We start from the raw sequence: 22,135 nt of genomic DNA, 5'->3' as shown, positions 1-22,135 counted from the left end.
GGAATCTCTAGCGGTAGTCCTGGGTTTGCACATCCCGGAGGCGGGCCTCAGGGCGGAGGAAGCGATCCATCTGGGCCTCGAAGAAGGCCCGGTTGGCCTTGAGGTGCTCCGGATCGGGGTCATCGAGGGGGAACAGCAGGGCGCAGCGCAGCGCCTGGATCACCGCAGAGGTGACGTTGTACATGGAGCGCTGGAAGGTGATGCCCAGCTGCACGAGGATGTCGTCTTCGCCGCGTTTGTGGTTGCGGTAGAGCTCCACCAGATAGGGCGGCAGGAAGTGGAGCATGTCCTGCATCAGCAGGGTGGGCGGGATGCCGGCTGAACCCACCGGGAACACATCGGCATAAAGGATGCCGTAGTGAAAGTCCGCCTGCTCTGGCGGCACCTGACCAGCCTGGGCGTTGTAGCTCTTGGTGCCGCGGAAAGGGGCCGTGCGATAGAACACCGCCTCCACATAAGGCAGGGCCGCCTCATACAGCTAGGTGAAGCCTTCCGATTTGGGGATGATCTCGATGCATTCGCCGCCGATATACACGTGGTGGTAGATCGGCCGGCCCGCCACCGCAAAGATGCCGTTCACCAGAAAATCCATGGCGGCCGGCACACCGGAGAAGCCCCCTTCGTCGTAGATGTCGCTCATCTCGAAGAACACCGGCGCCATCACCTCCCAGAAGAGGCCGAGATTGGCGTAGTAGCTCAGCTTGCGCACCTGCTCCAGGAACATCTCCGGGAACAGCTTGTGCAGGCCCAGCATCAGCGGGTTGCCTTTGAAGTAAGCGAGGATCGCCCGCTCAGCGTTGGCCTTGTAGGCGTCGCTTTCCAGGTAGTCGTAGAAGCGGCCGCCCATGCCCTGGTGCCAGAACATGGCATCCATGCAGGCCTCCGCGAACTCCATGTTGATGCGGTCGTGCCAGAGGTGATGGAGCAGCTTCGGCAGTTTGCCGGCTTCGCCCTTCTCCATGAACGCCAGCAGCTCCGGGTGGGCTGTGGCAGGCCCGCGCCAGATGCGCAGCTTGGAATCGTCGCCCGCATAGGAATTGGGCAGATCCAGATACTCCTGGCTCGGGAAATACTTGAAGGCCGGCAGCGGATCGAGGAACACCCGCTCGGCGATGTAGAGCAGATCGCGCCAGTAGAAATCCATCGGCACGGCATAGGCCTTGTAGATGCCGATGATCTGCATCAGGTTTTCCGGCGTGTCAGGCAGCATCGAGCCGCCGGCTTCGAGCCGCTGCACCACCTCAGCGAAGGGGTGGGTGGAAGGGGGCAGGGCGGTGGCGGGAGTGGCGGTGGTCATGGCCGGAGAGCCAGCGGGGTGGGCAGGGGCAGGGAGGCCAGGGTGCTGATCGGCAGGGTGCTGATCGGCGGGCGGGAGAGGGCGAGGCTGCTGGTGGTGTCTTCGCTCCAACCCAGCAGGATCTGGGGCCACAGGCCCGCCAGAATCACCAGGAAGGAGAGGGCCAGGGCCGGAAGCCGCTCCACCCAGGTGGTGCTCACGTAGTCGGCGGTCCTGTTGTCGAGGCGGCCGAAGCCCACCCGGTTGAACAGGCGCACCGCGTACACGGCGGTAAGGCCCGAGGCCAGGATGCAGCCGAGCGTGGGCAGCGGGAACACCGGCCAGCTGCCCTGGAACACCACCATCTCCGCCAGGAAGCCGGCCTGGCCGGGCACACCTGCCGCAGCCATCAGGGCCAGCAGCAGCAGGCCCAGGGTGAAGGGCAGGCCCCGGGTGGGGTTCATCAGGCCGGAGAGAGCGGCGATCTCGGTGGTGCCCGTCTTCGCCTCGATCTTGCCGACCAGGCAGAACAGCAGGGCCACGATCATGCCCTGGGCCAGGATCTGCGCGATCGCCCCCTGCAGGCTCAATGGCGTGGCGGCGGCCAGGGCCAGCACCAGCAGGCCCATGTGACCCAGGGCACTGAAGGCCACCAGACGGCGCATGTCCGTCTGGGCGATGGCATTGAGGGCGCCATACAGGGCGCTGACCATGCCCACCACGGCGATCCATGGCGACCACTCGGCCCAGGTGTCGCCGAGCATGCCGATGCCGAAACGCAGCAGGCCGTAGGCCCCCAGCTTCGAGACCACCCCGGCCAGCTGCATGGCCACGGGCGTGGAGGCCTGGCTGTAGGTGAGCGGCTGCCAGCCGTGCAGCGGAAAGATCGGCATCTTGAGGCCGAAGGCGAGCAGCAGCAGGGCCAGGATCCAGCGGCTGGCGCCGTCGGGCAGCGCCGCCTGGGCCATGTCGGCGTAGGCGAAGCTGAAGCCATTGCGGTTGAGCAGGGCCAGGGCCAGCACGCCGGCCAGCAGCGCCATCCCCGACACCGCCCCATACATCAGATAGCGGATCGCAGCGGTGGCACGCCGCTCACCCCCCCACACCGCCACCAGCAAGGTGGTGGGGATCAGCGTGATCTCGTAGGCCAGCACGAACAGCAGGCCGTTGCAGGCCAGGAAGGCCCCGGTTAGGCCCACGTTCGTGGCCAGCACCATGGCGTAGAAGAAGCGCCGCCGCGGCTGGCTGATCGGCGTGGCGAACACCGCCATGAAGGAGAGCAGGGCGGTGAGGCCGGTCAGTGGCAGCGACAGGCCATCCAGGCCCAGGTGCAGCTCCAGGCCGAGCTGGGGCAGCCAGGCCTGGCGGAGTTCCGGCACCGGATGGCCCGCCAGCCAGAGCAGCATCAGCAGTTGCACCGCCGGAGCGAACACCGCCACCCGACGGGGCCAGGGCCCCGGCAAGGGGGCGAGACAGAGCAGCAGCACGGCCGCCAGGGGAAGCAGCAGAAGGGTGAGCAGCATGGGAGATCTCGATGGTCTGCTTCAGAGGGAGAGGAAGGCGGGCGCGTGGCGGGTGAGGATCCACAGCCCCATCAACACCACCCCCACCAGCACGGTGAAGGCATAGGCCTGCACCCGGCCGGTGGTGCTCAGGCTGAGGCGGCGCGCCCCTTCCAGGGCCAGGTCGCCGCTGCGGTTGCTGAAGCCATCCACCAGGATGCGGTCGACCCAGCTGCTGGTGGCCGCCAGCGCCGCCACCAGGCCCACCACGGTGCGGCGGTAGAGGCCTTCGGTGTGCAGATCGGCGGCCAGCCACTCCTGCACACCGGCCAACGGACCGGAGAGCTTGGGCAGGTGCTCGGTGGAAAACAGGTAGAGCACCGATCCGGCCGTGAGGCCCAGCAGGGTGGAGGCGAGCAGGGGAAACGCCATCGGCCCCCAGGCCTCGCCGATGCCGGCGCGGTTGATCAGGACCGGCAGGTGCAGCACCAGGCCGGTGGCCACCATCGCCGGCAGCACCATCAGCCAGAGCACTTCGGCGGAGCGCTTGGTGAACACCGAGGGCTTGCCGCCCCAGATCAGCCCGAAGATCCGCACCAACGCCGCGCTGATCAGAGCATTGGTGAGCAGCACCACAGCGGTGAGCAGCAGCGGCGCCTGGCTGCCTGACAGGCTGGCGGTCATGGCGCGCAAGGCGCCGAAACCGGCCAACGGCGGCAGCCCCACCAGGCCTGCGCCACCCACCAGGAAGGCGATGCCCATCAAGGGGCGGCGCGACCAGAGGCCACCCAGCTGGGTGAGGTCCTGGCTGACGTTGCTCGACACCACCGTGCCCAGGGCCAGCAGCACCAGGGCCATCGGCAGCGGGTACACCAGCAGCATCCGCCAGGCGGCGTCACCGGCACCGGCGCCCACGGCCAGGAACAGCAGACCCAGCCAGCTGCTCACCAGAAAGGAAACGGCCCGCTTGATGTCGATCTGGGCCAGGGCGATCAGGGCGCCCACCAGGGCGGTGGTGCCGCCCACGATCACCAGCACCGCCTGCACGGTGGGGCTCACCGAGAGCAGCGGTTCGAGCCGCAGCAGCACCCAGGCCCCGCCCAGCACCACCACGGAATTGCGCAGCACCGTGGAGGGGAAGGGCCCTTCCATGGCCTCATCCAACCAGAGGTGCAGCGGAATCTGGGCGCACTTGCCCATCGGGCCGGCGATCAGAGCCAGCAGGATCAAGGTGAGGCCGGGGCTGGGGGTGGCCTGCTCGGCCCAGGTGTTGAGGGCGTTGATGTTCCAGCTGCCGGCCACCGGCAGCAGCGCCACCAGGCCGGCCAGCAGCACCAGATCGCCTACACGCTTGGTGAGGAAGGCATCGCGCGCCCCCTTCACCACCAGCGACTGATTGAACCAGGTGCCGACCACCAGGTAGGTGCCGAGCGTGAGCAGCTCCAGCACCACATAGGCGAAAAAGAGCGAATCGGTGAGCACAAGGGCGCACAATTCCGCCTCAAACACACTCAGGCAGCCGAAGAAACGGGGCCAGCCCCAATCCATCTCCAGATAGCCGATTGCATACACCTGCGCCAGCACATGAATGCCGCAGATCGTGGTCATGGCGATCAACACCGGTGTGTTGATCGTGGCGTCGAAGCGGATCGACAGCCCGGCTGTTTCAAGCCAGGGCCAGCTGCGGGTGATCGGGCTGCCGCTGAAGACAATCCAGGCCGCAAGGCTGTGCAGGAATGCCACCAGGTTGAACAGAAGATTGATGTAGCCGGCGGGGCGCGGGCCGGTGCGGGAAATCAGCCCCGGCACCCACAGCAGCGAAAAGAATGCACCCAGCAAGGGATAGAGCGGAATCAGGAAGGCCGTCTCAAGGACGGCCGTTGCAAGGGAGGCCGTCTCGGGCGGGGGGACGGTCATCAGAGCGGGGAGGTTCCGGGATGATCGCGAACAATAGGAATGGGCCGCTGGCCATGGGCGGGAGGATGAAGAGGTATTGCCAATGGCCACCCCAAGCAGGGGTGATCAGTCGTCAACCTGATCAGTGGGCAGGCTCCGTAGTTGTGCTGAAGCGGTTAACGATTGGTGAATGCAGCGAAGGCCGCCAGCCACAACGCCGCCGCCCCCAGTTGCACCACCAGGGTGGGAACCCCGAACCGCAGCCAGTAGCCGAACGACAGCGGCGAGCCTTGCTGCCGGGCAATGCCAGCTCCGACAAGATTGGCGGAGGCGCCGATCAAGGTGGCGTTGCCCCCCAACGTGCCGCCCAGCATCAGCGCGGCAAACAAGGGCAGGGCCCCAGCCGCCATCGTCCCATCCGCTCCAGCCAGGCCCGCCTGGCGGCTGGCTTCGATCAGAATCGGTGTGAGGGCTGCCACCAGCGGGATGTTGGGCACCACCGCTGACAGCAAGGCGGTGCTCACCAGCAGCAGCGGCACCGCCCCGACCGTGCCCACCTGGTTGGCCAGAGCCTCCGCTACCGCAGCCAGCACGCCGGTGCGCTGCAAGCCGCCGATCAGCACGAACACCGCCATGAAATAGATCAATGTCGACCAATCGATCAGGCTCAGCAGCCGGTCCACGGAGATCAGGCCGCTCTGGTGCACGATCACCAGGCTGGCGGCCGCTCCCGTCAGGGCGACAGCGTCGGGGGTGATGGGCACGGGCAGCAGTTCGCCGCCGAGGAACAGGGCCAGCATCACGGCCACCACGGTCAGCAGCAGCCCCAGGGTGCGGCGATGGTGCAGCGGTGGCGGCACCTGTTGGGGCAGGGTGAACCTGGCCTTCCAGATGGCTGGGTACAGCCAGGGCAAGGTGGCGAGCAGCACCAGCACGCCCAACAGCCCGGCGCTGGAGATCTGAAGGAGGTAAGCGCCGAAGCTCAGACCCAGGCCCGTGCCCACGATGTAGGTGGCCGGATCACCGATCAAGGTGAGCAGCCCGGCGCTGTTGGCCGTGAGCACCAGCAGGATCAGCAGCGGCCGGGGATCGAGCTTCACTTCCCGGGCCAGGGGCGGCAACAGCGGCCCGATCAGCAACACGGTGGTGGCGTTGGGCAACCAGGCGCAGATCACCGTGGTGAGCAGCACCACCCCGATCAGCAACCGCGACCCCCTGCCGTGAGACAGGGGCAAGAGCCGGTGGGCTACCACAGAAAACACGCCGGTGGCCTCCAGGGAACGCACCAGCACCATCATTCCGAACAGGAGCGTGAGGGTGCCCTGGGAGAGGGCCACGCTCTGCACGGCCTCCGGCATGGTGAGCACGCCGGTGGCCAGCAACAACACCGCCCCCAGCAGAGCGGCGGCGGTGAGGTGGGTGACGCCCAGGGCCGTGGCCAGCAGCACTGCCGCGAACACGAGGACGGCGAACAGGGCGTCAAGGGGCATGCACGGGGCTCAGGCGAGGGGCGACATCGCTGGCGGACCCGAGCCGCTGGCCCCTGAGTCGGTATCGGAGGCTGCGGCCGGCCTCCTCCTGCGGGTTCAGCTGGCGGTGGTATTCAGGCCTACGGCGGCTTCCAGGGCTTCGTGGCGACTGATCTCGGTGTGTGCCGCATCGAGCAGCTCATACATCTTGAGGCTCTCAAGGCGCTTGCGGGTGCTGCCAGCCGCCCCGACCACATACACGTTGCGACCCTTTTCCACCGCCTCTTCCACGGCGTTCTCCAGCGCCAGCGCTGCGGTGACGCCCATGTGGGAGACGGAGCCCAGGTCGAAGACGATGCTCTGGCAGTCGGTGATGGCGTTGTGTTCGCGGGCGATCGCCTTGGCGACGCCGAAGATCATCGCGCCGGTGAGCTGGAAGAGCAGCACCTTGCCTGCGCCCCGATCCAGCAGCACCTTTTCCTCGGGGGTGAGATCCAGTTCTCCATCACCGGTGCTGATCGCCTTTACGCCCTTGGACTCAAGGGCGTTCATGCGCTCGATGGTGAGGAAGTTGGCCACGAACACGCCGATGCCCACCGCCACCATCAGATCCACCAGCACGGTGAGCAGGATCACCCCGTACATGATCGCGGCGCCCTTCACCGAGAGGATGTGGGCGCGCTTGAGGAAGCCCCAGTCGATGATGTCGATGCCCACCTTGAGGGCAATGCCGGCCAGCACCGCCATCGGGATCGAGGCAGCCAGGCCCGAGGCCCCCAGGATCACCACCATCAGCACGATCGCGCGGGTGAGGCCGGAAAGCGCACTGCGGCCGCCCGCCTGGATGTTCACCACCGTGCCCATGGTGGCGCCGGCACCGGCGATGCCGCCGAACAGACCGGACATCACGTTGCCCAGGCCCTGGCCGAACAGCTCTTTGTTGGAGTTGTGCTCGGTGCGGGTGAGGCTGTCGGCCACCATCGAGGTCAGCAGGGCGTCGATGCAACCGAGCATGCCCAGCACCGCTCCGTAGAACACCATCCGCTGGATTTCACCGGGATAGAACGTGGGCATCTGCAGCGGCGGCAGACCGGAGGGGATTTCGCCGATGCGGCGAATGTCGGCATCACCGAAGGCCACCAGGGAGATCACCGTGCCCACCACCAGCGCCAGCAACTGGGGTGGCACCAGCTTCTTGAAGCGGGACGGGGTGAACCAGATGATCGCCACGGTGAGGGCGGCCAGGAAGGTTTCAATCGGCTGGATCTGGCCCAGCAGCATCGGAATGTTGCGCAGGGTGCCGAGCACGCCGCCGGCCGGAATCGCCTGGCCGAGGAAGGGCCCCACCTGAAGAATGATCAAGATGATGCCGATGCCGGACATAAAGCCCGAGATCACCGTGTAAGGCATCATCGTGATGTAACGCCCCAGTTTCAGCATCCCGAAGAGGATCTGGAACAGTCCCGCCAGGATCACCACCGTGAACCCCATGGCCAACCCTTCCTCGGGATGGGCTGCTGTGAAGGTGGCGATCACTGTGGTCATCACCACCGTCATCGGGCCGGTGGGTTCTGAGATCAGCGTGGCTGTGCCGCCGAACAGGGCGGCGAAGAAGCCCACCAGCACAGCGCCCCAGAGGCCCGAGGCGGCGCCTGCACCCGAGGCCACGCCGAAGGCCAAGGCCATCGGCAGGGCAATCACCGCGGCGGTGACCCCGCCGAAAACGTCGCCTCGGACATTCTGAAAATTGATCCGATTGGTGATGCCCACGCAGGGATGGTTTGCCAGTGCGGCGCCACCATACGCAGCAGCTCAGGGAACCGACGAGCCCCGCGTCATAATTGCCCCCTCCAAGGGTGACCTCAGTGCTCAGCGTCATCGAAATCATCATGGGGATCCTGCTGCTGTTCGGGGGCGGCGAGCTGTTTGTGCAGGGCTCGGTGGCCCTGGCCCTGCTGCTCGGCATTCCTCAACTGGTGATTGGCCTCACGGTGGTGGCCTTGGGCACCAGCGCTCCAGAACTATTCGTGAGCCTGATTTCCACCTTCAAGGGCGCCGACGACATTGCCGTGAGCAACATCGTCGGCAGCAACATCTTCAACGTGTTGGTGGTGCTTGGGATCAGCGCGTTGATCATGCCCTTGCGCGTGCACAGCCGCCTGATCCGCCGTGATGTGCCGATCCTGCTGGCGGTGTCGATGGCGGTGTGGGGCATGGCCTCCACCGGCAGGGTCACCTGGCAGGCGGGGCTGGCGCTGCTCACCGCCCTGGTGATCAACACCATCTGGGAGATCCGCTCCGCCAAGGAGGATGGCGATGCGGACAGCGACATCGATCCCGATGAGGCCAAGGGGGGCTTCCCGCCCGCTTTCATCAAGCTGGCCGCCGGCCTGGGCCTGCTGGTCTGGGGCTCCCAGATCCTGGTCAAAGGGGCCACGGCTGTGGCACTGAGCCTGGGGGTGAGTCAAACCCTGATCGGCCTCACGATCGTGGCAGCGGGCACCTCCATGCCCGAGCTGGTGACGTCGATCGTGGCCGCCCTGCGGGGCAAGGCCGATCTGGCGATCGGCAACGTGATCGGCAGCAATCTGCTCAATCAACTGGTGATCCTCGGCCTCTGCGCCTTCCTTTCCGGCGACCGCGGCATCAGCGTGGACCCAATGATCATTCAGCGTGATCTGCCGATCATGGTGGCCACAACAGTGGCCTGCCTGCCGATCTTCTTCAGCGGCGGGGTGATCAGCCGCCTGGAGGGCGGCATCTTGATCGGCCTCTACGGGCTGTATCTCGTCGAGCAGATCCTCCCCTATACCTTCCCCAGCCTTGATGGACCGATCGAGCGCTTCACCCTGGCGGCCTTGATCCCGGCCCTGGTGCTATTGCTGGGCTGGCAATCCCTGAGCCACTGGCGCACTACCCGCCGCTTGCCCGAGTGATCGGCCCCTCTTCTTGATGGCAGTTGATGGCAGGGAATCTCAGGCTGCTGGCTTGGCTACGGCCCCAGGTTGGCGAACGAGCCAGAGCTGATCCCCCTGCACCCACAGCAACAGCAACCCGGTGGGTGATTTCACCGTGATGCCATGGGGCTTGCTGAGACCCATCGCCTGTGCTGCTGCCAGGGGCAGGCGGCGAACTTCCACTCCTTCAGGTAGGTCGGCCAAGCTCTCAGGCTGGCTACTGGCCGCTGAGCCGGTGTCCCACAGCAGCTGGTAAGGGCGATTGGTGTTGGCATCGAGCCGGAGGTGGCGCCGTGCCAGGGCGCTGCTGGCCGCCTTGTTGGCGTGCGCATTGGCGGGGCGCTCCGCCAAGGCCGGCGTGACTTCCGCCGGGCCCTCCGCCGTGCCCGCGGCCGTGCGTTCGGCTTTGGCGTTGAGCAGGGCGGCCAGTTCCAGTGCCGTGGCGGCCGTCGCGGGTAGGCCAGGGGCAACAGCCGGCACCACCCCCCAGGCCAGACCACTGCTGGGGCCACTGCTGACGCCACTGCTGGCAGCACTGCGGGGGCCCGCTGCCACGGCAGCGACCGGACGGCCCCCCTGCGGCGCGCTGGATTCGAGAGGTGGTGGTGGCGGGGGTGGCGGCAGCGGCAGGCTGTTGCCGAAGGGCAGTTCGATGGTGCTCAAGCTGGCCGCCAGAGCCATCGGCTGACGGGCCCCGCTGCTGAAGCGCAGCAACTCCGGGGTGTTGTCAGTCACTTGCAGGCGCGGGGCCGGTGGGCGGGGCCGTTCCGCCACGCTGCTGCCGGAGAGCCAGAGCGCGTGAGCTCCCACGGCGATGCCAAGCGGCAGCAGCCAGCGGGAGGCGCTGATCGCCGCCAGCCAGCGCCCGCTTTCAGGAGGCAGGTGTCGGGGCGGGAAGTTGAACTTCAAAGGGAAGCGCACTGGCATCAAGCAGGGGAAGAAATTGCTGCACCAGCCCCCAGGAGGTGGTGGCGGAGGGAATCAGCCGCACCCGGGCCTGGGCGTTGATGCGGCGGGCCTCCTGCAGCAGGGCGGGCAGTTGGCTCGGGTTCACCGAGCGGTTCCAGAGGCGCAGGCGCCCATCCGCCTCCAGGTGCAACACCACCAGGCCGCGGTGGGCCGGCGCCTGGGCGAGCTGCTGGGGCAGCAGCAGCAGCGTCAGGCTGAACAGGCCGAGGGCGGCCCCCAGCAGCGCCAGCCACAGGCCCTGTTCAGCCTTGCCGATCGGTCTGATCGCAGCGATCGGCGCGGCCGCAGTGATCGGCCTGATTGCAGCGAGGTTGGTGGTGCCCGCTGGGGTGATCACAGCGGACCCGGCAAGCGATCGATCCACACCGGCTGACGGCTGTGGCGGCGCAGCCAGGCCAGGTCGCTGCTCACCTGAGCGCTGGAGCGGGCATCGGAGGGCAGAAAGCGCACACCGCCCTGGTTGCTGGTGGCGCGGAGCTGAGCCATCAGGGCCCCTTCGTTGATCGCGGCGCCATTGAGGTACCAGCTGCCACTGGCGGCCCGCACCAGGAACCAGGCGGGCTGAAGGCCCTGCGGCGCAACGGCGCGATGACGGGGCTCAGGCTGGCGCAGGGCAACGGGCAGGGCCGCCACGGCGCTGAGGGCAATCAGGTTGAGAGCGGTGATCGCCAGGATGCGAAAGGTCATGGCGCTTCTGCCTCCGCACGCAGGCAGGCCAGCTCCAGGCGGCTGCGTTGCCACTGCCGCAGGCCCTGATTGGTGCGCAGCAGCACGGCGGCAATCAGGGCCACCACCAGCCCCAGCCAGGTGCTCACCAGCACCTGGCTGTAACCCACCACGCTGGCGCCGCTGGGCAGGGTGAGGTCGGGGCCGAGTGCGGCGAGCACGCGCATCAGACCGCTCACGGTGCCGATCAGACCCAGCAGGGGGCCGATCAAGGTGGCGGCTTCCAGCACCGGTTCTCCCTGAGCCATCCCCAGTTCCAGCTGGGCGAGTTCGAGGCTTTGCCGCTGCTGGCGACTGGCGCCCGCGGGGATGGCCGCGAGGCTGTCGGTCAGGAGGCGCTCCTGACGGGTGGAGCTGAGACCCCAGCGCTGCCAATAGCGCAGACGCTCCACACCGATGGCCAGCACCACGATCGAAAGCAGCAGCAGGGGAACCATCACCGGACCACCGGCACGCAGCGCCGTGAAACCCATGCCGCCGCTCAGCTCTCATTGCTTTGCCATGGCGAAATTAGGGGGCCAGGTGGCCAGGGCTTTGTCATCCGAGAACTTGACAACGCCACAAAAATCGCTCGCGTCTTTGGCGTGGGCCCTTGCCGCTCCTTGGCCTCGGCCGTTGTTCTTCAGGCAAAAGCACGGGCTGACAGCATGGAACCCAGGTGGCCCTGTTGCTGCCAGGCTGTTCTGATGCCATTGATGATCCGATGACCACGATCTTCGCCGACAGCAGCTTCAGCATCGGGCGCACGCCCATGGTGCGGCTCAACCGGGTGGTGGGTGACAGCAAGGCCACCGTGCTGGCCAAGATCGAGGGGCGCAACCCCGCCTATTCGGTGAAGTGCCGCATCGGTGCCGCCATGATCTGGCAGGCGGAGAAAGATGGCCTGCTGGGCGCCGGCAAGGAGTTGATCGAGCCCACCAGCGGCAACACCGGCATCGCCCTGGCCTTCGTGGCGGCCTCCCGCGGCATCCCGCTCACGCTCACGATGCCGGAAACGATGAGCCTGGAGCGGCGCAAGCTGCTGGCGGCCTACGGCGCCAAGCTCGAACTCACCGAGGGCCGGCTCGGCATGACCGGTGCGGTGGGCCGGGCGCGCGAGATCGCCGCCTCCGACCCTGACCGCTACGTGCTGCTGCAGCAGTTCGCCAACCCGGCCAACCCCCAGATCCACCACGACACCACCGGTCCGGAGATCTGGGCCGACACCGACGGCGCCATCGACGTGCTGGTGGCGGGTGTGGGCACCGGCGGCACGATCACCGGCGTCAGCCGCTACATCAAGAACACCCTGGGCAAGCCCCTGGTGTCGGTGGCGGTGGAGCCGGTGAACAGCCCCGTGATCAGCCAGACCAAAGCGGGTCAGCCGGTGAAGCCCGGGCCCCACAAGATCCAGGGCATCGGCGCCGGCTTCGTGCCCGACAACCTGGACGTGGAGCTGGTGGATCGGGTGGAGACGGTGAACGATCAGGAGGCGGTGGCGATGGCCCGGCGGCTGATGCGCGATGAGGGAATTCTGGCCGGCATCTCCTGCGGTGCCGCCACCGTGGCGGCCCTGCGTCTGGCGGCTGAGGAGGCCTATGCCGGCAAAACGATCGTGGTGGTGCTGCCGGATTCCGGCGAGCGCTACCTCAGCTCGGTGCTGTTCGAAGGCGTGTTCGACGAGGCCGGACTGGCGATCGCGGGTCGTTGAGCGGCGGGCAGGCGCCCCTTGCGTCCGTCACTTTTGGCGTTGCGACAACCTCCAACGTGGCTGATGGCTTGCGGTGGGGGACGACGAAGGGTGCTTGACTCTGCCTTCACTGCCACCAACGCCCTTGCCAGCACCGCCATTGGGGCCCCATGCGTTCGCTCGAACGGCAGGATCCAGCGACGGGCCTGGCAGTGCTTTTCATCACGGCGCGGCTCGCGAGGATGACACATGAGCGCTTTCCTCACCGCTGCCTCCGAGCCGGCCGGTCTGGCCACCTTGCTGGTGTTTGCCGTCGCGATCGTGCTGTTCATCACCGGCTGGCTGGCGCCGGAGGTGACCGGCCTGCTGGCAGCCGCCCTGCTGGTCACCTTCAAGGTGCTCACCCCCGATCAGGCGGTGCAGGGTTTCGGCAGTCCGGCCTTGATCACCCTGATGGGCCTGTTTGCCGTGTCTGCAGGGCTGTTCCGCAGTGGCGGCCTTGATCGCCTTCGGGCCCTGATCGGCTCCGATGCGGTGCGCAGCCCCAAGCGCATGATCGCGATTCTGGTGGGTGTGGTGGGCCCGCTCTCAGGCTTCATTCCCAACACGCCGATCGTGGCCACGCTGCTGCCCGTGCTCGAAGGCTGGTGCCACCGCCGCGGCATCTCCCCCTCGAAGGTGCTGCTGCCGTTGTCGTATGCCACGGTGCTGGGGGGCACCATCTCCCTGCTGGGCACCTCCACCAACCTGCTGGCCAGTGACGTGAGCCAGCGGCTGGGCTACGGCTCCCTGGAGCTGTTCAGCATCACAGCGATCGGTCTGCCGATCTGGCTGATCGGTTCGGCCTACATTTTCTTCTTCTCGGGGCGCATGCTCCCGGACCGGGGCCTGGAGGGCGAAGACCTGCTGGGCAACATGGCGCGCGAAGGATATTTCACCGATGTGTTGATTCCGGCGGAGTCGGAGCTGATCGGCAAGTCGCTGCATAACAGCCGGCTGCAGCGCCGATTCGACGTGGACGTGCTGGAGCTGCACCGGGGCAGCGAGAGCTTCACCGCCCCTCTGGCGGATCAGGTGCTCCAGGCCGGTGACCGGCTGATGCTGCGCTGCAACCGCGACAACCTGCTGCGCCTGCAACAGGAGCACACGGTGAGCCTGGCGCCGATCTCAGATCTCGAGGATGACGTACAGGAGCTGGCTGGCGACGCCACCAGCTCCCGCCAACGCGTGGTGGAAGTGCTGTTGCCGGACGGCTCCTCGATCGTGGGCTCCAGCGTCCGCGACCTTCGCTTCCGCCAGCGCTACAACGCCACCCTGCTGGCGGTGCGTCGTGGCAATCAGGTGCTGCGCGAGCTGCTGGGGCGCGTGCAGTTGCAGATCGGCGATGTGCTGCTGCTGCAGGCTCCTCTTGATGCGATCCGCGGCATGCAGGCCAACAACGACCTGGTGTTGCTCGATGAACTGGAGAAGGATCTGCCTACCACCAATCGCAAATGGGTGGCGGTACTGATTTCGGCGTTGGTGATCCTGTTGCCGATGTTCAAGTTGTTGGCGCTGCTGCCGGCGGTGCTGCTGGCGGTGGTGGCAATGGTGGCCACCGGCTGCCTGCGGCCCGGTGAGCTGCAGCGTTCGATCCGCTGGGACGTGATCCTGTTGCTGGGTTCGCTCTCCAGCTTCAGCGTGGCGATGCAATCCACCGGGCTGGCGGAAGCTCTCGCCGTTGATCTGCTGCGTTCGATGCAGGGCTGGTCTCCCTATCTGGTGCTGGTGGCGCTCACCGTGCTGTCCCAGTTGTTCACCGAAGCGCTCAGCAACGGCGCCACCGTGGTGCTGTTGATCCCGATCGCTACAGAAGTGGCCAAGGGGCTTGATCTGCCGCCGATGGCCTTCATCTTCGCCGTGCTGTTCGCCGCCAGCCAGAGCTTCCTCACTCCGATCGGCTACCAGACCAACCTCATGGTGTTCGGCCCCGGCCGCTACCGCTTCCTCGACATGGCCCGCTTTGGGCTGCCCCTGACTGTCAGCCTGGCCTTCGCGGTGCCCTGGCTGATCTGCCGCTATTTCGGCATCTGAGCCCACACTGGAGGGCAGCGGCAAAGCCCACGGTGAACAGCAAGCTGATCGAACGTCTGCAGCGTTGGGGGTTCAGCTGGAGCGGCTGGCGTGACAACCGCCACGGTGAATGGTGGCTGGCGGCCCAGCTGTTGCTGATCGCCGCCCACCTGCTGCCTGCGTTACCACCGCCCAGCCGCCTCGGCATCGACTGGCCGCTGCCATTACGGGTGGTGGGCCTGGCCCTGTTGGCCGTGGGTCTGGTGCTGGCCTTGCAAGGATTTCTCAACCTGGGCGCCAGCCTCAGCCCGCTGCCGGAACCGATGCCCGGGGCGGCCCTGGTGACGACAGGGGCCTACCGCCGCTGCCGCCATCCGCTGTATCAAGCCGTGCTGCTTTGCTCACTGGGCATGGTGATCACCCTGGGCAGCCTGCTGCACCTGTTGCTGCTGCTCGGCTTAGCGGCGGTGCTGGGCGGCAAGGCCAGGCGGGAAGAACGGGCCCTGTGCGCTGCCCATCCCGATTACCCCGCCTACCGGGAGCGCACGCCGGCGATCGTGCCCTCGCTGCCCTGGCTTGACTGGCGCTGAAGCGTTGACAGGGAGCCGGAGCGACCAGTGGCGCCGGCATGACGCTGGCTGGCGCTGAAGCCGGTGAGCAGGGCAGAGCCCACCAGCAGGGCGGCAAAGCCCTGGCGCAGGCGGCGGTCGGGCAGATGGGGGGCGAGCCGTTGGCCAAGCGCGGCGCCGACCAGGCCGCCGCCAATCAACGGCAGGGTGAAGGGGAGGCTGGCGGCCGGCCAATGGCCGAGCGCTGCCAGGGCCACCAGGCTGTTGGCCGCGATCAGCACCAGGCTGGTGCCGCTGGCCAGCTGCATCGGCAGGCCGGCGATCAGCACCAGGGCGGGCACCAGGGCAAAACCACCACCCACGCCGGCCACGCCGGTGAGCAAGCCCACCACTAGCCCCTGGCCGGCCAGCAGGGCTGACGCTTGATGTCCACTGCCGTTGTGGGAGCGGGCGCTCGCTTGGGTACGGCCGCGGGCAGGGGCAGGGGCAGGGGCAATGGCACGGGCAGTGGCAGGGGTGCGGCGCAGCATCAGCCAGGCCGCCACCAGGGCAGCGAACGCAAAGATCAACAGCTGGGCCGGCTCACTCACCAGCCCCGCCTTCACCACGCGGCCACCGATCCAGCTGCCGGCCAGGGCCGGCAATCCCAGGATCAGGGCGGGCCGCACCGCCACCTGTCGGCGGCGCAGGTAAGGGCCTGCGTTGACCACCGCCAGCAGCGTCACCACCAGCAGCGACAACGGCACCGCCTCACGGGTGGGCAGTGCGGCCCCCGACACCAGCAACGGCATCAGCAGGATGGATCCGCCGGCGCCCAGCACTGCCAACAGAAAGCCGATCAACCCGCCACCGGCGGCGAGCAAGGCCAGCAGGGCAACGCTCACCCGTGCACCCGGTTCCAGGGCATCACCGCCAGCAGGCGGGCCATGCCGCAGAAGCCGCTGATGCCGGCGAAGGTGAGGCCGGCCCCCACGAAACCGCTCAGCCAGATCCAGCCGGGCGCCGCCACCTGGCTGAGGATCACCCCCAGCAGCACCAGGCCGCCGGCCACGATCTGCACCTGGCGCATCAGGGGCAGGGGAGCCCCCTTGCGGGCCTCCAGCGGTAGACCGGCCTGTTGCCAGGCGCTCACGCCGCCCTGCAGTTCGGCGAGCGGATCGGCATGGCCGCGCCGCAGCAACACGGACAACCCTTTCTCACTGCGGTTGCCGCTCTGGCAGACGAGGGCCAGCGGGCCAGGGGGCAGCGTGGCGGAGTTGAGCCGTGCCAACGGGATGTTGCGGCTGCCGGGAATGTGGCCGCTGACGAATTCCACCGGTTCACGCACATCGATCACGGTGACCCGGCCCTGGCTGTGGTGCTCGCTGAGCTCGTGGGCGCTCAGGCGTTTTGGAGTGACGGAAGACATGGCTGAAGGCGAAAAGAAGGGGGATTCAGGCGTTGGAGCTGGGGAGCTGCTGCACCATTGGCAGGCCGACGCCGTTCCAGGCGCGCAGGCCGCCACGCAGGTTGGCCACCTGGGTGAAGCCGGCCTTGAGCAGTTTCTGGGTGGCGAGGGCGGAGCGGGAGCCGGAGTGGCAGACCACCACCACAGGCCGCTCGGCCGACAGCTCAGCGGCGCGCGCCGTCAGCTCCGGCAGCGGGATCAGTTGGCTGCCGGGGATGGAGCCGTCGGGGCCTGAGGCCTCCTCGGAAGAGCGCACGTCCAGGAGCTGAACGGCATCGAGGTGCTCGCCCACCCAGCTGGGCGGCAGCTCCGGCAGGCCCGCGTAGCTGCGCTCAATCGGCGCCCAGTTCTCAGTGGTGAGCTGCGGCTGGCTGGCGCCGGACGCGCTGGCGCGGGGCTTGCCGCAGCGCAGGTTCGCGGGCAGCGCTTCGGCGATGCGGTGGGGATGGGCCAGGTGCAGGTTCGCCATGTAGATCACGAAGTCGCGTTCATTGGCGCCGCCGCCGAGCCGGCTGTTGTAATGCCGCTCTTCCGCCACCGAGGTGACGCTGCGACCGGCGTAGTCGTGGCCGGGGTACAGCAGGCAACTTTCAGGCAGGGAGAAGATCTGCTCGGTGATCGAATGAAACAGTGACTGGGCGTTGCCTTGCTGAAAATCACAGCGGCCGCAACCGCGCACCAGCAGGGCGTCGCCGGTGAAGGCCATGCGTTCGTCGTCGAGCACGTAGGTGAGGCAGCCATCGGTGTGGCCGGGGGTGGCCCGCACCTCCAGGTGCCGCCCGCCGAAGTCCACGGCGTCGCCGTGGCTCAATGGCAAGGTGACGTTTTCAGCGCCGACAACCTGCGCCAGGCCGATGGCGCATCCGGTGGCCTGCCGCATCAGCCAGCTGCCGGTGATGTGATCGGCGTGGGCGTGGGTGTCGAGGCAGGCGACGAGGCGGACGCCCAGTTCGCGAACCAGGGAGAGATCCCGCTCGTGCTGCTCAAACACGCTGTCAATCAGCACCGCCTCTGCGCTGGAGACATCGGCGAGCAGGTAGGTGAAGGTGCCGGTGTCTGCGTCGAAGAGCTGGCGCATCAGCAGCGGGGCGCCGCCGGCGGCTGCCACCAGCAGCTGGGAACCAGAGGTGGCCGTAGGTGCTGGCCCGGGGGAGGTGAGAGGAGCCATGGACATCGGAGACCGCTTCTATGCTGCTATGAGCATAGCCGCATATTCCAGAACTTGCAACCCAGAACTTGCAACAAATTCTTTCTGGCGGTTGGAGTTCCCAGTTTTGGTACGGTTCTCTCATGCAATGAAAAGGGTCTGGCCCCACACCAAAATGCGAAGTCTCACGGCATGATGGTCGGCATTGCTAGATGTTTTTCGTAATGGGCGCTGCAGCCGATGGGCTCATTCCAACCCCCCAGCTTCTGGAAGAACTCAGCCAGTTCTTTCGTTTGCTGAGTGAGCCGGCGAGGCTGCAATTGCTCTGCCTCTTGAAGACGGGCCCCCAGGATGTGGCTTCCCTGATTGGCTCCACCGGCTTCAGTCAATCCCATATCAGTCGCCAGCTCAGCCAGCTGCAACGGGCGGGATTGGTGCGTTGTGAACGCGAGGGCACCCGCTTGATTTACACCGCCGATGAGCCGTTGGTGGATGATCTCTGTGTGCTGGTGATGGGCCGCCTGCGGGAACGCCTCGAACAGCAGCTCGAGCACCTGCAGGCCGCCTGATTTCACGGCTCAGATCAACTGTTCCGATCAACCGTTCAGATCAACCGTGACCCGCTGGCCCGCAGCCGTTGCCGGGGGTCGAACACAGCGGCGATCGTGCGAATCAACCAGCGTCCTTCGGTGCTCACACGGAAGCCATTGCGCTCCAGTTGCAGCAGGCCATCGGCCTCCAGGGTCTGCAGATCTGCCCACTCGGCCGCAAACCGCTGCGGGCCGTTGATGGTGTCTGCTGCGTCAGTGCGATCTCTACCTTCGCCGGGCCGATCTCCGCCGCTCAGGTGGCCGAAATCAACGCGAAAATCGCACATCAACCGCTGAATGATACGGCGGCGGAGCAGTTCGTCTGGATCCCGTACCACCAGCCCCCGCTCCACCGGCAGCACGCCGGCATCAAGCGCCGCCATGTAGGCCTTGAGATCCCGCTGGTTCTGGCTGAACAACGTGGGGTACTGGCTGATCGCCGTGACGCCGATCGCCAGCAGGTCGAGCTCCCCGCCGGTGGTGTAGCCCTGGAAATTGCGGTGCAATCGGCCGGCCCGGGCGGCCACGGCCAGGCTGTCGCCGGTCAGGGCGAAGTGGTCCATGCCGATGGCGTCGTAGCCGCCGCTGGTGAAGGCGTCGTAGGCGCCCTGCAAAATCTGCACCCGCTCGCGCTGGCTGGGCAGATCATCGGCGGCGATCTTGCGCTGCAGCGGCAGTTGCTCGGGCAGGTAGGCAAAGCTGAACAACGACACCCGATCAGGCCGCAGCTCTTCCACCAGGGCGATCGTGGTGGCGAAGCGCGCCGGCGTCTGCAGCGGCAGGCCGCAGATCAGATCCACGTTCACGCTCTCGAAGCCCGCCTCCCGCATCCAGCCCATCGCCCGCCGCAGCTGATCGGGCGGCACGATCCGGTTCACCGCGGCCTGCACTTCAGGATCGGCGTCCTGAATGCCGAAACTGATGCGGTTGAAGCCGAGCTGGCGCAGGCCCAGCACCTCCTCGCGGCTGAGGAATTCCGGATTCACCTCGATCGAGGCTTCCAGGTTCGGATCCAGATCGAAGTGGCGGGCGATCAGCGCCCATAGCTCCGCCTGCTCCGCCCCGCTCAGGTAGTTGGGGGTACCGCCGCCCCAGTGCAGCTGACCAAGGCGGCGGCGCTGGCCCGACGCCTGCTGGACCAGCTCCAGCTCCCGGCCCAACGCCTGCAGGTAGGGGCCCACCACCTTGGAGCCGGCCTGGGTGGTGATCCGGTTGCAACCGCAGTACCAGCAGGCATGGCGGCAGAAGGGGATGTGAACGTAGAGCGACAGGGGCTCGCTGCTGGGCCTGGCCAGCTCCGCCGCCAGCTCGCTGGGGCCCACACCGGTGTGGAAGCTGGCGGCGGTGGGGTAGCTGGTGTAGCGGGGTACGGGCTTGTCGTGCTTCAGCAGCAGCTGCAGCGGATCGAGGCGGGCAGGCGCGGTGGTGGGCATGGGTGGTCGGCGGCGGGGGCAGGAGACGGGGGACGGGCAGCGAAGGGGGCGGTGGGGGGTGTGAAGGGACTCAGGCCGCGCCCAGTTCGCCCAGTTCGGCCAGCAGGCGTTGGGTGTCCTGGAAGGCCACCACGGCTTCATCGAGCAGCTCGCTCTCTTCCGCCTCGCTCAAGTCGAGTTGCTCGAACGCGTCGTGCAGGGCGGCCTTGAGCGTGGGCAGGGGCTGATCGAACGCCCAGAAGCGCACCGCCGGCAGGCCGTGGGCGGCCAGGATGGCGTTGGCCTGCTGGGCCAGCTGCTGGCCGCCCGAGAGGTCGCCGCCGTAGCGCACATAGACGTGGGCCAGGAAGCGGTGTGGGGCCTGCTGGGCCAGGGCCTGCAGATGGTCGAGCCAGAGGGCGGCAGCGGCGGAGCGGGGGCTGGCCGGCGCCGACGCCAGGGCGGCCGCATCGGCGGCGAGGGCGGCGCTGCGGGCCAGGGCCGCCCAGGGGAAATCGATCGCCCCGAGGGCTGCGGCCAGTTCGGGGCCCTGCTGCTCGATCAGGGCGTAGCCCGGTCCCAGGGCGCGGATCAGGGCCGCCAGCTGCAGCGGGCTGGCCTGGCCGTCGAGCAGGGCGCGCGAGAATTCCATGCCTTCGGCCTGGTGGTGGGCAGCGCCGATGCGGCCATGCAGACGGCGCACCCGCGGACCGAAGCCCTTGCGTGCTGCCAGGTCGGCGGGGCTGGCGTGGTCGGAGAGGGAACCGGTGAGCGAGCTGGGGGCCGCGTTGGGGTGCGTGGTGGTCATGGCGAAGGCAACAGGTCGGGGCCGGATGAGGGCCGAACCAGCAAACGGTATCGCGCTACCGTTATGTCGTTGTTCCGTCGTTGCGGTTTCGTTGCAACGTTCAGCGCCCATGGCTGCTTCCCCCTCCACCCCCTCCGCTCCCCAGGCCTGCGCTGCCCGGCCCCTGTCGTTGCTGCTGGCCCCCAGCGGCCAGCTCAGCGAGGACGGCCAGCTGCGGGAACTGATCGCCGAGCGGCGCGACCGCCAGGGCGCCAGCGTGGAGCTCTGGTATCTGCGGCCGCTGGTGTTGACGGCCCTGCTGCCGGAATTCGCTGCGGGTCAGGAAGCGGTGGTGGCCGGTGATCCAGCGGTGATCACCTGGTTGCAGCTGCGCTTCGGCGGCAGCGTGAGCACCGCCCTGCTGGATCCCCAGCAACTGCACAACCGGGCCGGCGGCCTGCCGCCTCGGGCGCCGCTGGCGGCGATGACGCTCTGAGGCCTTCGTTCAGGGCCTCCACACCGAGGTGTCCAGCGCGACAGCCAAGCCCTCCAGGCCGCTTCAAGGTTTGGCGGTGACGCTGGCCCCCGTGCCCGGATTCCGCCGATCGCCAGCCCCACACCTTCTTTGCCTCACTCCTCCCTGGTGCCCAGGACTTCCGCCATGACCCTCAGCCCGCTCCGGGGCCCCCGCCATGGGGTGCTGATCGATCGGCTCCGCCACTGGCTCGATGGCATTGGCCCGCGCTCGGTGCTGCTGGCCAGGTTGCTGCCGCGCCTGATTCCGGCCCGCTGCCCGTTCGAGCGCAACGTGGTGATTGCTGGCCGCACGGTGCTGCGCATCCCGCCGCTCTGCCAGATCAACCCCTTGTTTGATGAGCTGATGGCGCTGCGCTTCCGCGCCCTCTGCCGCCTGGAGGCCCACCAGGAGAGCCACCACCAAGGCCAGCAGAATCGTCAGCCGCAGGTCCGGCGGCAATTCTCCAAGCTCAGGCGCAAGCCACGGCCGCCAGCCTTGCTGCCAGCCGCGTGGCCTGGCGTGGGGCGAAACCGACCGTCTCCAGCGCCCCGCCCAGGCAGCCCATGAATTCCCCCACCAGCGCGCTGGGGTCGATGCCGATCGCTTCGAGATCGCTGTGCACCTCCCGCAGCATCGCCATCGCCACCGGCACCGCCCGCTCACACCAACGGGTGATCGGTGCCGCTACGGCTGGGAAGCGGGCTGCCAGTTGGCGCTCGCCGTAGTCGAGGTGTTCGGCCTCATCGGCCAGCACCGCTGCCGTGATCGGTGCGGCGTAGGCATCGGCCACCGGCAGGTAGCAGCGGTAGGCGGCCACCGCAAAGCTTTCCACGATCAGGCACTGAATCACCAACGCCCCCACCGGGTCTGCGGCGCTGAGGGCCTCATTGAAGAGCCCGTGCAACGGTGCGAACAGCCGCCGCGCCAGGGGCAGATCGGGGCGAATGGCCAGCTGGCGGCCGCAGCCCACGAAATCCACGGCGTGGCGTCCTTCCATCGCCGCCAGGCGCCGCAGCTCGCCGGCGTCTGCGGGCAGCAGCTGCGCCAGCTGGCGGAAATGGCGATCGGCCAACCCCTCGCCCACGATCACGAGGCCGTTGATGCGGGCGTAGGCGTCGCGGTAAGCGGGGGTGAGCTCAGGAACGGGCAT

The 22,135-nt window shown here is 67.6% G+C and carries 21 protein-coding genes and 1 pseudogene; 7 read left to right on the top strand and 15 right to left on the bottom strand.

Features of this window, described 5'->3' with window-relative positions:
* Positions 1–7: 7 nt before the first annotated feature.
* The 5 genes and pseudogenes from KBY97_RS00320 to KBY97_RS00300 form a co-directional block, all read right to left on the bottom strand.
* A pseudogene (locus KBY97_RS00320) lies at positions 8–1,297 on the bottom strand (CO2 hydration protein).
* A complete protein-coding gene (locus KBY97_RS00315; RefSeq protein WP_255144648.1) occupies positions 1,294–2,799 on the bottom strand; it encodes an NADH-quinone oxidoreductase subunit M in 1,506 nt (501 codons plus the stop codon). Before KBY97_RS00315 ends, KBY97_RS00320 begins: the two are co-directional and overlap by 4 nt.
* A gap of 21 nt (positions 2,800–2,820) precedes the next feature.
* Positions 2,821–4,695 carry an NAD(P)H-quinone oxidoreductase subunit F gene (locus KBY97_RS00310; protein ID WP_255144647.1) on the bottom strand — a complete coding sequence of 625 codons (1,875 nt, stop codon included), beginning with the start codon at positions 4,693–4,695 and terminating at the stop codon, positions 2,821–2,823.
* 155 nt (positions 4,696–4,850) lie between these two features.
* Positions 4,851–6,164: an SLC13 family permease gene (locus KBY97_RS00305; protein WP_255144646.1), complete on the bottom strand. Its 1,314-nt coding sequence runs from the start codon at positions 6,162–6,164 to the stop codon at positions 4,851–4,853.
* Between the two features lie 96 nt (positions 6,165–6,260).
* On the bottom strand, positions 6,261–7,913 hold the full coding sequence (locus KBY97_RS00300) for a SulP family inorganic anion transporter (RefSeq protein ID WP_255144645.1): 1,653 nt from the start codon (positions 7,911–7,913) through the stop codon (positions 6,261–6,263).
* A gap of 86 nt (positions 7,914–7,999) precedes the next feature.
* On the opposite strand from KBY97_RS00300, the gene KBY97_RS00295 reads away from it, so the two are divergent.
* Positions 8,000–9,079 carry a calcium/sodium antiporter gene (locus KBY97_RS00295; RefSeq protein WP_255144644.1) on the top strand — a complete coding sequence of 360 codons (1,080 nt, stop codon included), beginning with the start codon at positions 8,000–8,002 and terminating at the stop codon, positions 9,077–9,079.
* Between the two features lie 39 nt (positions 9,080–9,118).
* Here KBY97_RS00295 and KBY97_RS00290 read toward each other — a convergent pair whose 3' ends face one another.
* Genes KBY97_RS00290 through KBY97_RS00275 form a run of 4 tightly spaced genes read right to left on the bottom strand, consistent with a single transcriptional unit; the run spans position 9,119 to position 11,268 of the window.
* Positions 9,119–10,027, bottom strand: a complete 909-nt coding sequence (locus tag KBY97_RS00290) for a hypothetical protein (protein WP_255144642.1) — start codon at positions 10,025–10,027, stop codon at positions 9,119–9,121.
* On the bottom strand, positions 9,972–10,406 hold the full coding sequence (locus KBY97_RS00285; RefSeq protein WP_255144641.1) for a hypothetical protein: 435 nt from the start codon (positions 10,404–10,406) through the stop codon (positions 9,972–9,974). The genes KBY97_RS00290 and KBY97_RS00285 overlap by 56 nt, the downstream gene beginning before the upstream one ends.
* Positions 10,403–10,756: a hypothetical protein gene (locus KBY97_RS00280; protein ID WP_255144640.1), complete on the bottom strand. Its 354-nt coding sequence runs from the start codon at positions 10,754–10,756 to the stop codon at positions 10,403–10,405. The genes KBY97_RS00285 and KBY97_RS00280 overlap by 4 nt, the downstream gene beginning before the upstream one ends.
* Positions 10,753–11,268: a MotA/TolQ/ExbB proton channel family protein gene (locus KBY97_RS00275; protein ID WP_255144639.1), complete on the bottom strand. Its 516-nt coding sequence runs from the start codon at positions 11,266–11,268 to the stop codon at positions 10,753–10,755. The genes KBY97_RS00280 and KBY97_RS00275 overlap by 4 nt, the downstream gene beginning before the upstream one ends.
* Before the next feature lie 230 nt (positions 11,269–11,498).
* Here KBY97_RS00275 and cysK point away from each other — a divergent pair, with 230 nt between their 5' ends.
* The 3 genes from cysK to KBY97_RS00260 all read left to right on the top strand — a co-directional run bounded on the left by cysK (position 11,499) and on the right by KBY97_RS00260 (position 15,106).
* Complete coding sequence (cysK, locus tag KBY97_RS00270) at positions 11,499–12,485, top strand: cysteine synthase A (protein WP_255144638.1); 987 nt, start codon at positions 11,499–11,501, stop codon at positions 12,483–12,485.
* Between the two features lie 228 nt (positions 12,486–12,713).
* On the top strand, positions 12,714–14,537 hold the full coding sequence (locus tag KBY97_RS00265; protein WP_255144637.1) for an SLC13 family permease: 1,824 nt from the start codon (positions 12,714–12,716) through the stop codon (positions 14,535–14,537).
* 32 nt (positions 14,538–14,569) lie between these two features.
* On the top strand, positions 14,570–15,106 hold the full coding sequence (locus KBY97_RS00260) for a methyltransferase (protein WP_255144636.1): 537 nt from the start codon (positions 14,570–14,572) through the stop codon (positions 15,104–15,106).
* Here the strand turns inward: KBY97_RS00260 and KBY97_RS00255 are convergent.
* From KBY97_RS00255 to KBY97_RS00245, 3 genes are read right to left on the bottom strand one after another with little or no spacing between them, the layout of a single operon-like run.
* On the bottom strand, positions 15,049–15,969 hold the full coding sequence (locus KBY97_RS00255) for a sulfite exporter TauE/SafE family protein (RefSeq protein WP_255144635.1): 921 nt from the start codon (positions 15,967–15,969) through the stop codon (positions 15,049–15,051). The two genes, KBY97_RS00260 and KBY97_RS00255, sit on opposite strands and share 58 nt — an antisense overlap.
* Positions 15,966–16,493 (bottom strand): rhodanese-like domain-containing protein, encoded by a 528-nt coding sequence (locus tag KBY97_RS00250; RefSeq protein ID WP_255144634.1) that lies wholly within the window; start codon positions 16,491–16,493, stop codon positions 15,966–15,968. The genes KBY97_RS00255 and KBY97_RS00250 overlap by 4 nt, the downstream gene beginning before the upstream one ends.
* Positions 16,494–16,518: 25 nt before the next feature.
* Complete coding sequence (locus KBY97_RS00245) at positions 16,519–17,700, bottom strand: MBL fold metallo-hydrolase (RefSeq protein WP_255144633.1); 1,182 nt, start codon at positions 17,698–17,700, stop codon at positions 16,519–16,521.
* Positions 17,701–17,891: 191 nt separating this feature from the next.
* On the opposite strand from KBY97_RS00245, the gene KBY97_RS00240 reads away from it, so the two are divergent.
* Complete coding sequence (locus KBY97_RS00240) at positions 17,892–18,248, top strand: metalloregulator ArsR/SmtB family transcription factor (RefSeq protein WP_315857122.1); 357 nt, start codon at positions 17,892–17,894, stop codon at positions 18,246–18,248.
* Between the two features lie 35 nt (positions 18,249–18,283).
* Here KBY97_RS00240 and hemN read toward each other — a convergent pair whose 3' ends face one another.
* Together hemN and KBY97_RS00230 are read right to left on the bottom strand one after the other, a co-directional pair.
* Positions 18,284–19,702 carry an oxygen-independent coproporphyrinogen III oxidase gene (hemN, locus tag KBY97_RS00235; RefSeq protein WP_255144630.1) on the bottom strand — a complete coding sequence of 473 codons (1,419 nt, stop codon included), beginning with the start codon at positions 19,700–19,702 and terminating at the stop codon, positions 18,284–18,286.
* Between the two features lie 70 nt (positions 19,703–19,772).
* Positions 19,773–20,489 carry a biliverdin-producing heme oxygenase gene (locus KBY97_RS00230; RefSeq protein ID WP_255144629.1) on the bottom strand — a complete coding sequence of 239 codons (717 nt, stop codon included), beginning with the start codon at positions 20,487–20,489 and terminating at the stop codon, positions 19,773–19,775.
* Positions 20,490–20,598: 109 nt separating this feature from the next.
* Between KBY97_RS00230 and KBY97_RS00225 the strand changes: the two genes are divergently transcribed.
* Positions 20,599–20,964, top strand: a complete 366-nt coding sequence (locus tag KBY97_RS00225; protein WP_255144628.1) for a hypothetical protein — start codon at positions 20,599–20,601, stop codon at positions 20,962–20,964.
* A gap of 165 nt (positions 20,965–21,129) precedes the next feature.
* Positions 21,130–21,552, top strand: a complete 423-nt coding sequence (locus KBY97_RS00220) for a Mo-dependent nitrogenase C-terminal domain-containing protein (RefSeq protein ID WP_255144626.1) — start codon at positions 21,130–21,132, stop codon at positions 21,550–21,552.
* Here the strand turns inward: KBY97_RS00220 and KBY97_RS00215 are convergent.
* The gene (locus tag KBY97_RS00215) at positions 21,455–22,135 is read right to left on the bottom strand and encodes a long-chain fatty aldehyde decarbonylase (RefSeq protein WP_255144625.1); all 681 of its coding nucleotides are present in this window, start codon (positions 22,133–22,135) and stop codon (positions 21,455–21,457) included. The genes KBY97_RS00220 and KBY97_RS00215 overlap by 98 nt on opposite strands.

The organism is Synechococcus sp. ATX 2A4 (genome assembly GCF_024346375.1).
In the GTDB taxonomy this organism is placed as follows: Bacteria; Cyanobacteriota; Cyanobacteriia; order PCC-6307; family Cyanobiaceae; genus MW101C3.
The sequence above is the reverse complement of the archived record's forward strand: the minus strand, read 5'-3'. Positions and strand labels throughout refer to the sequence as shown.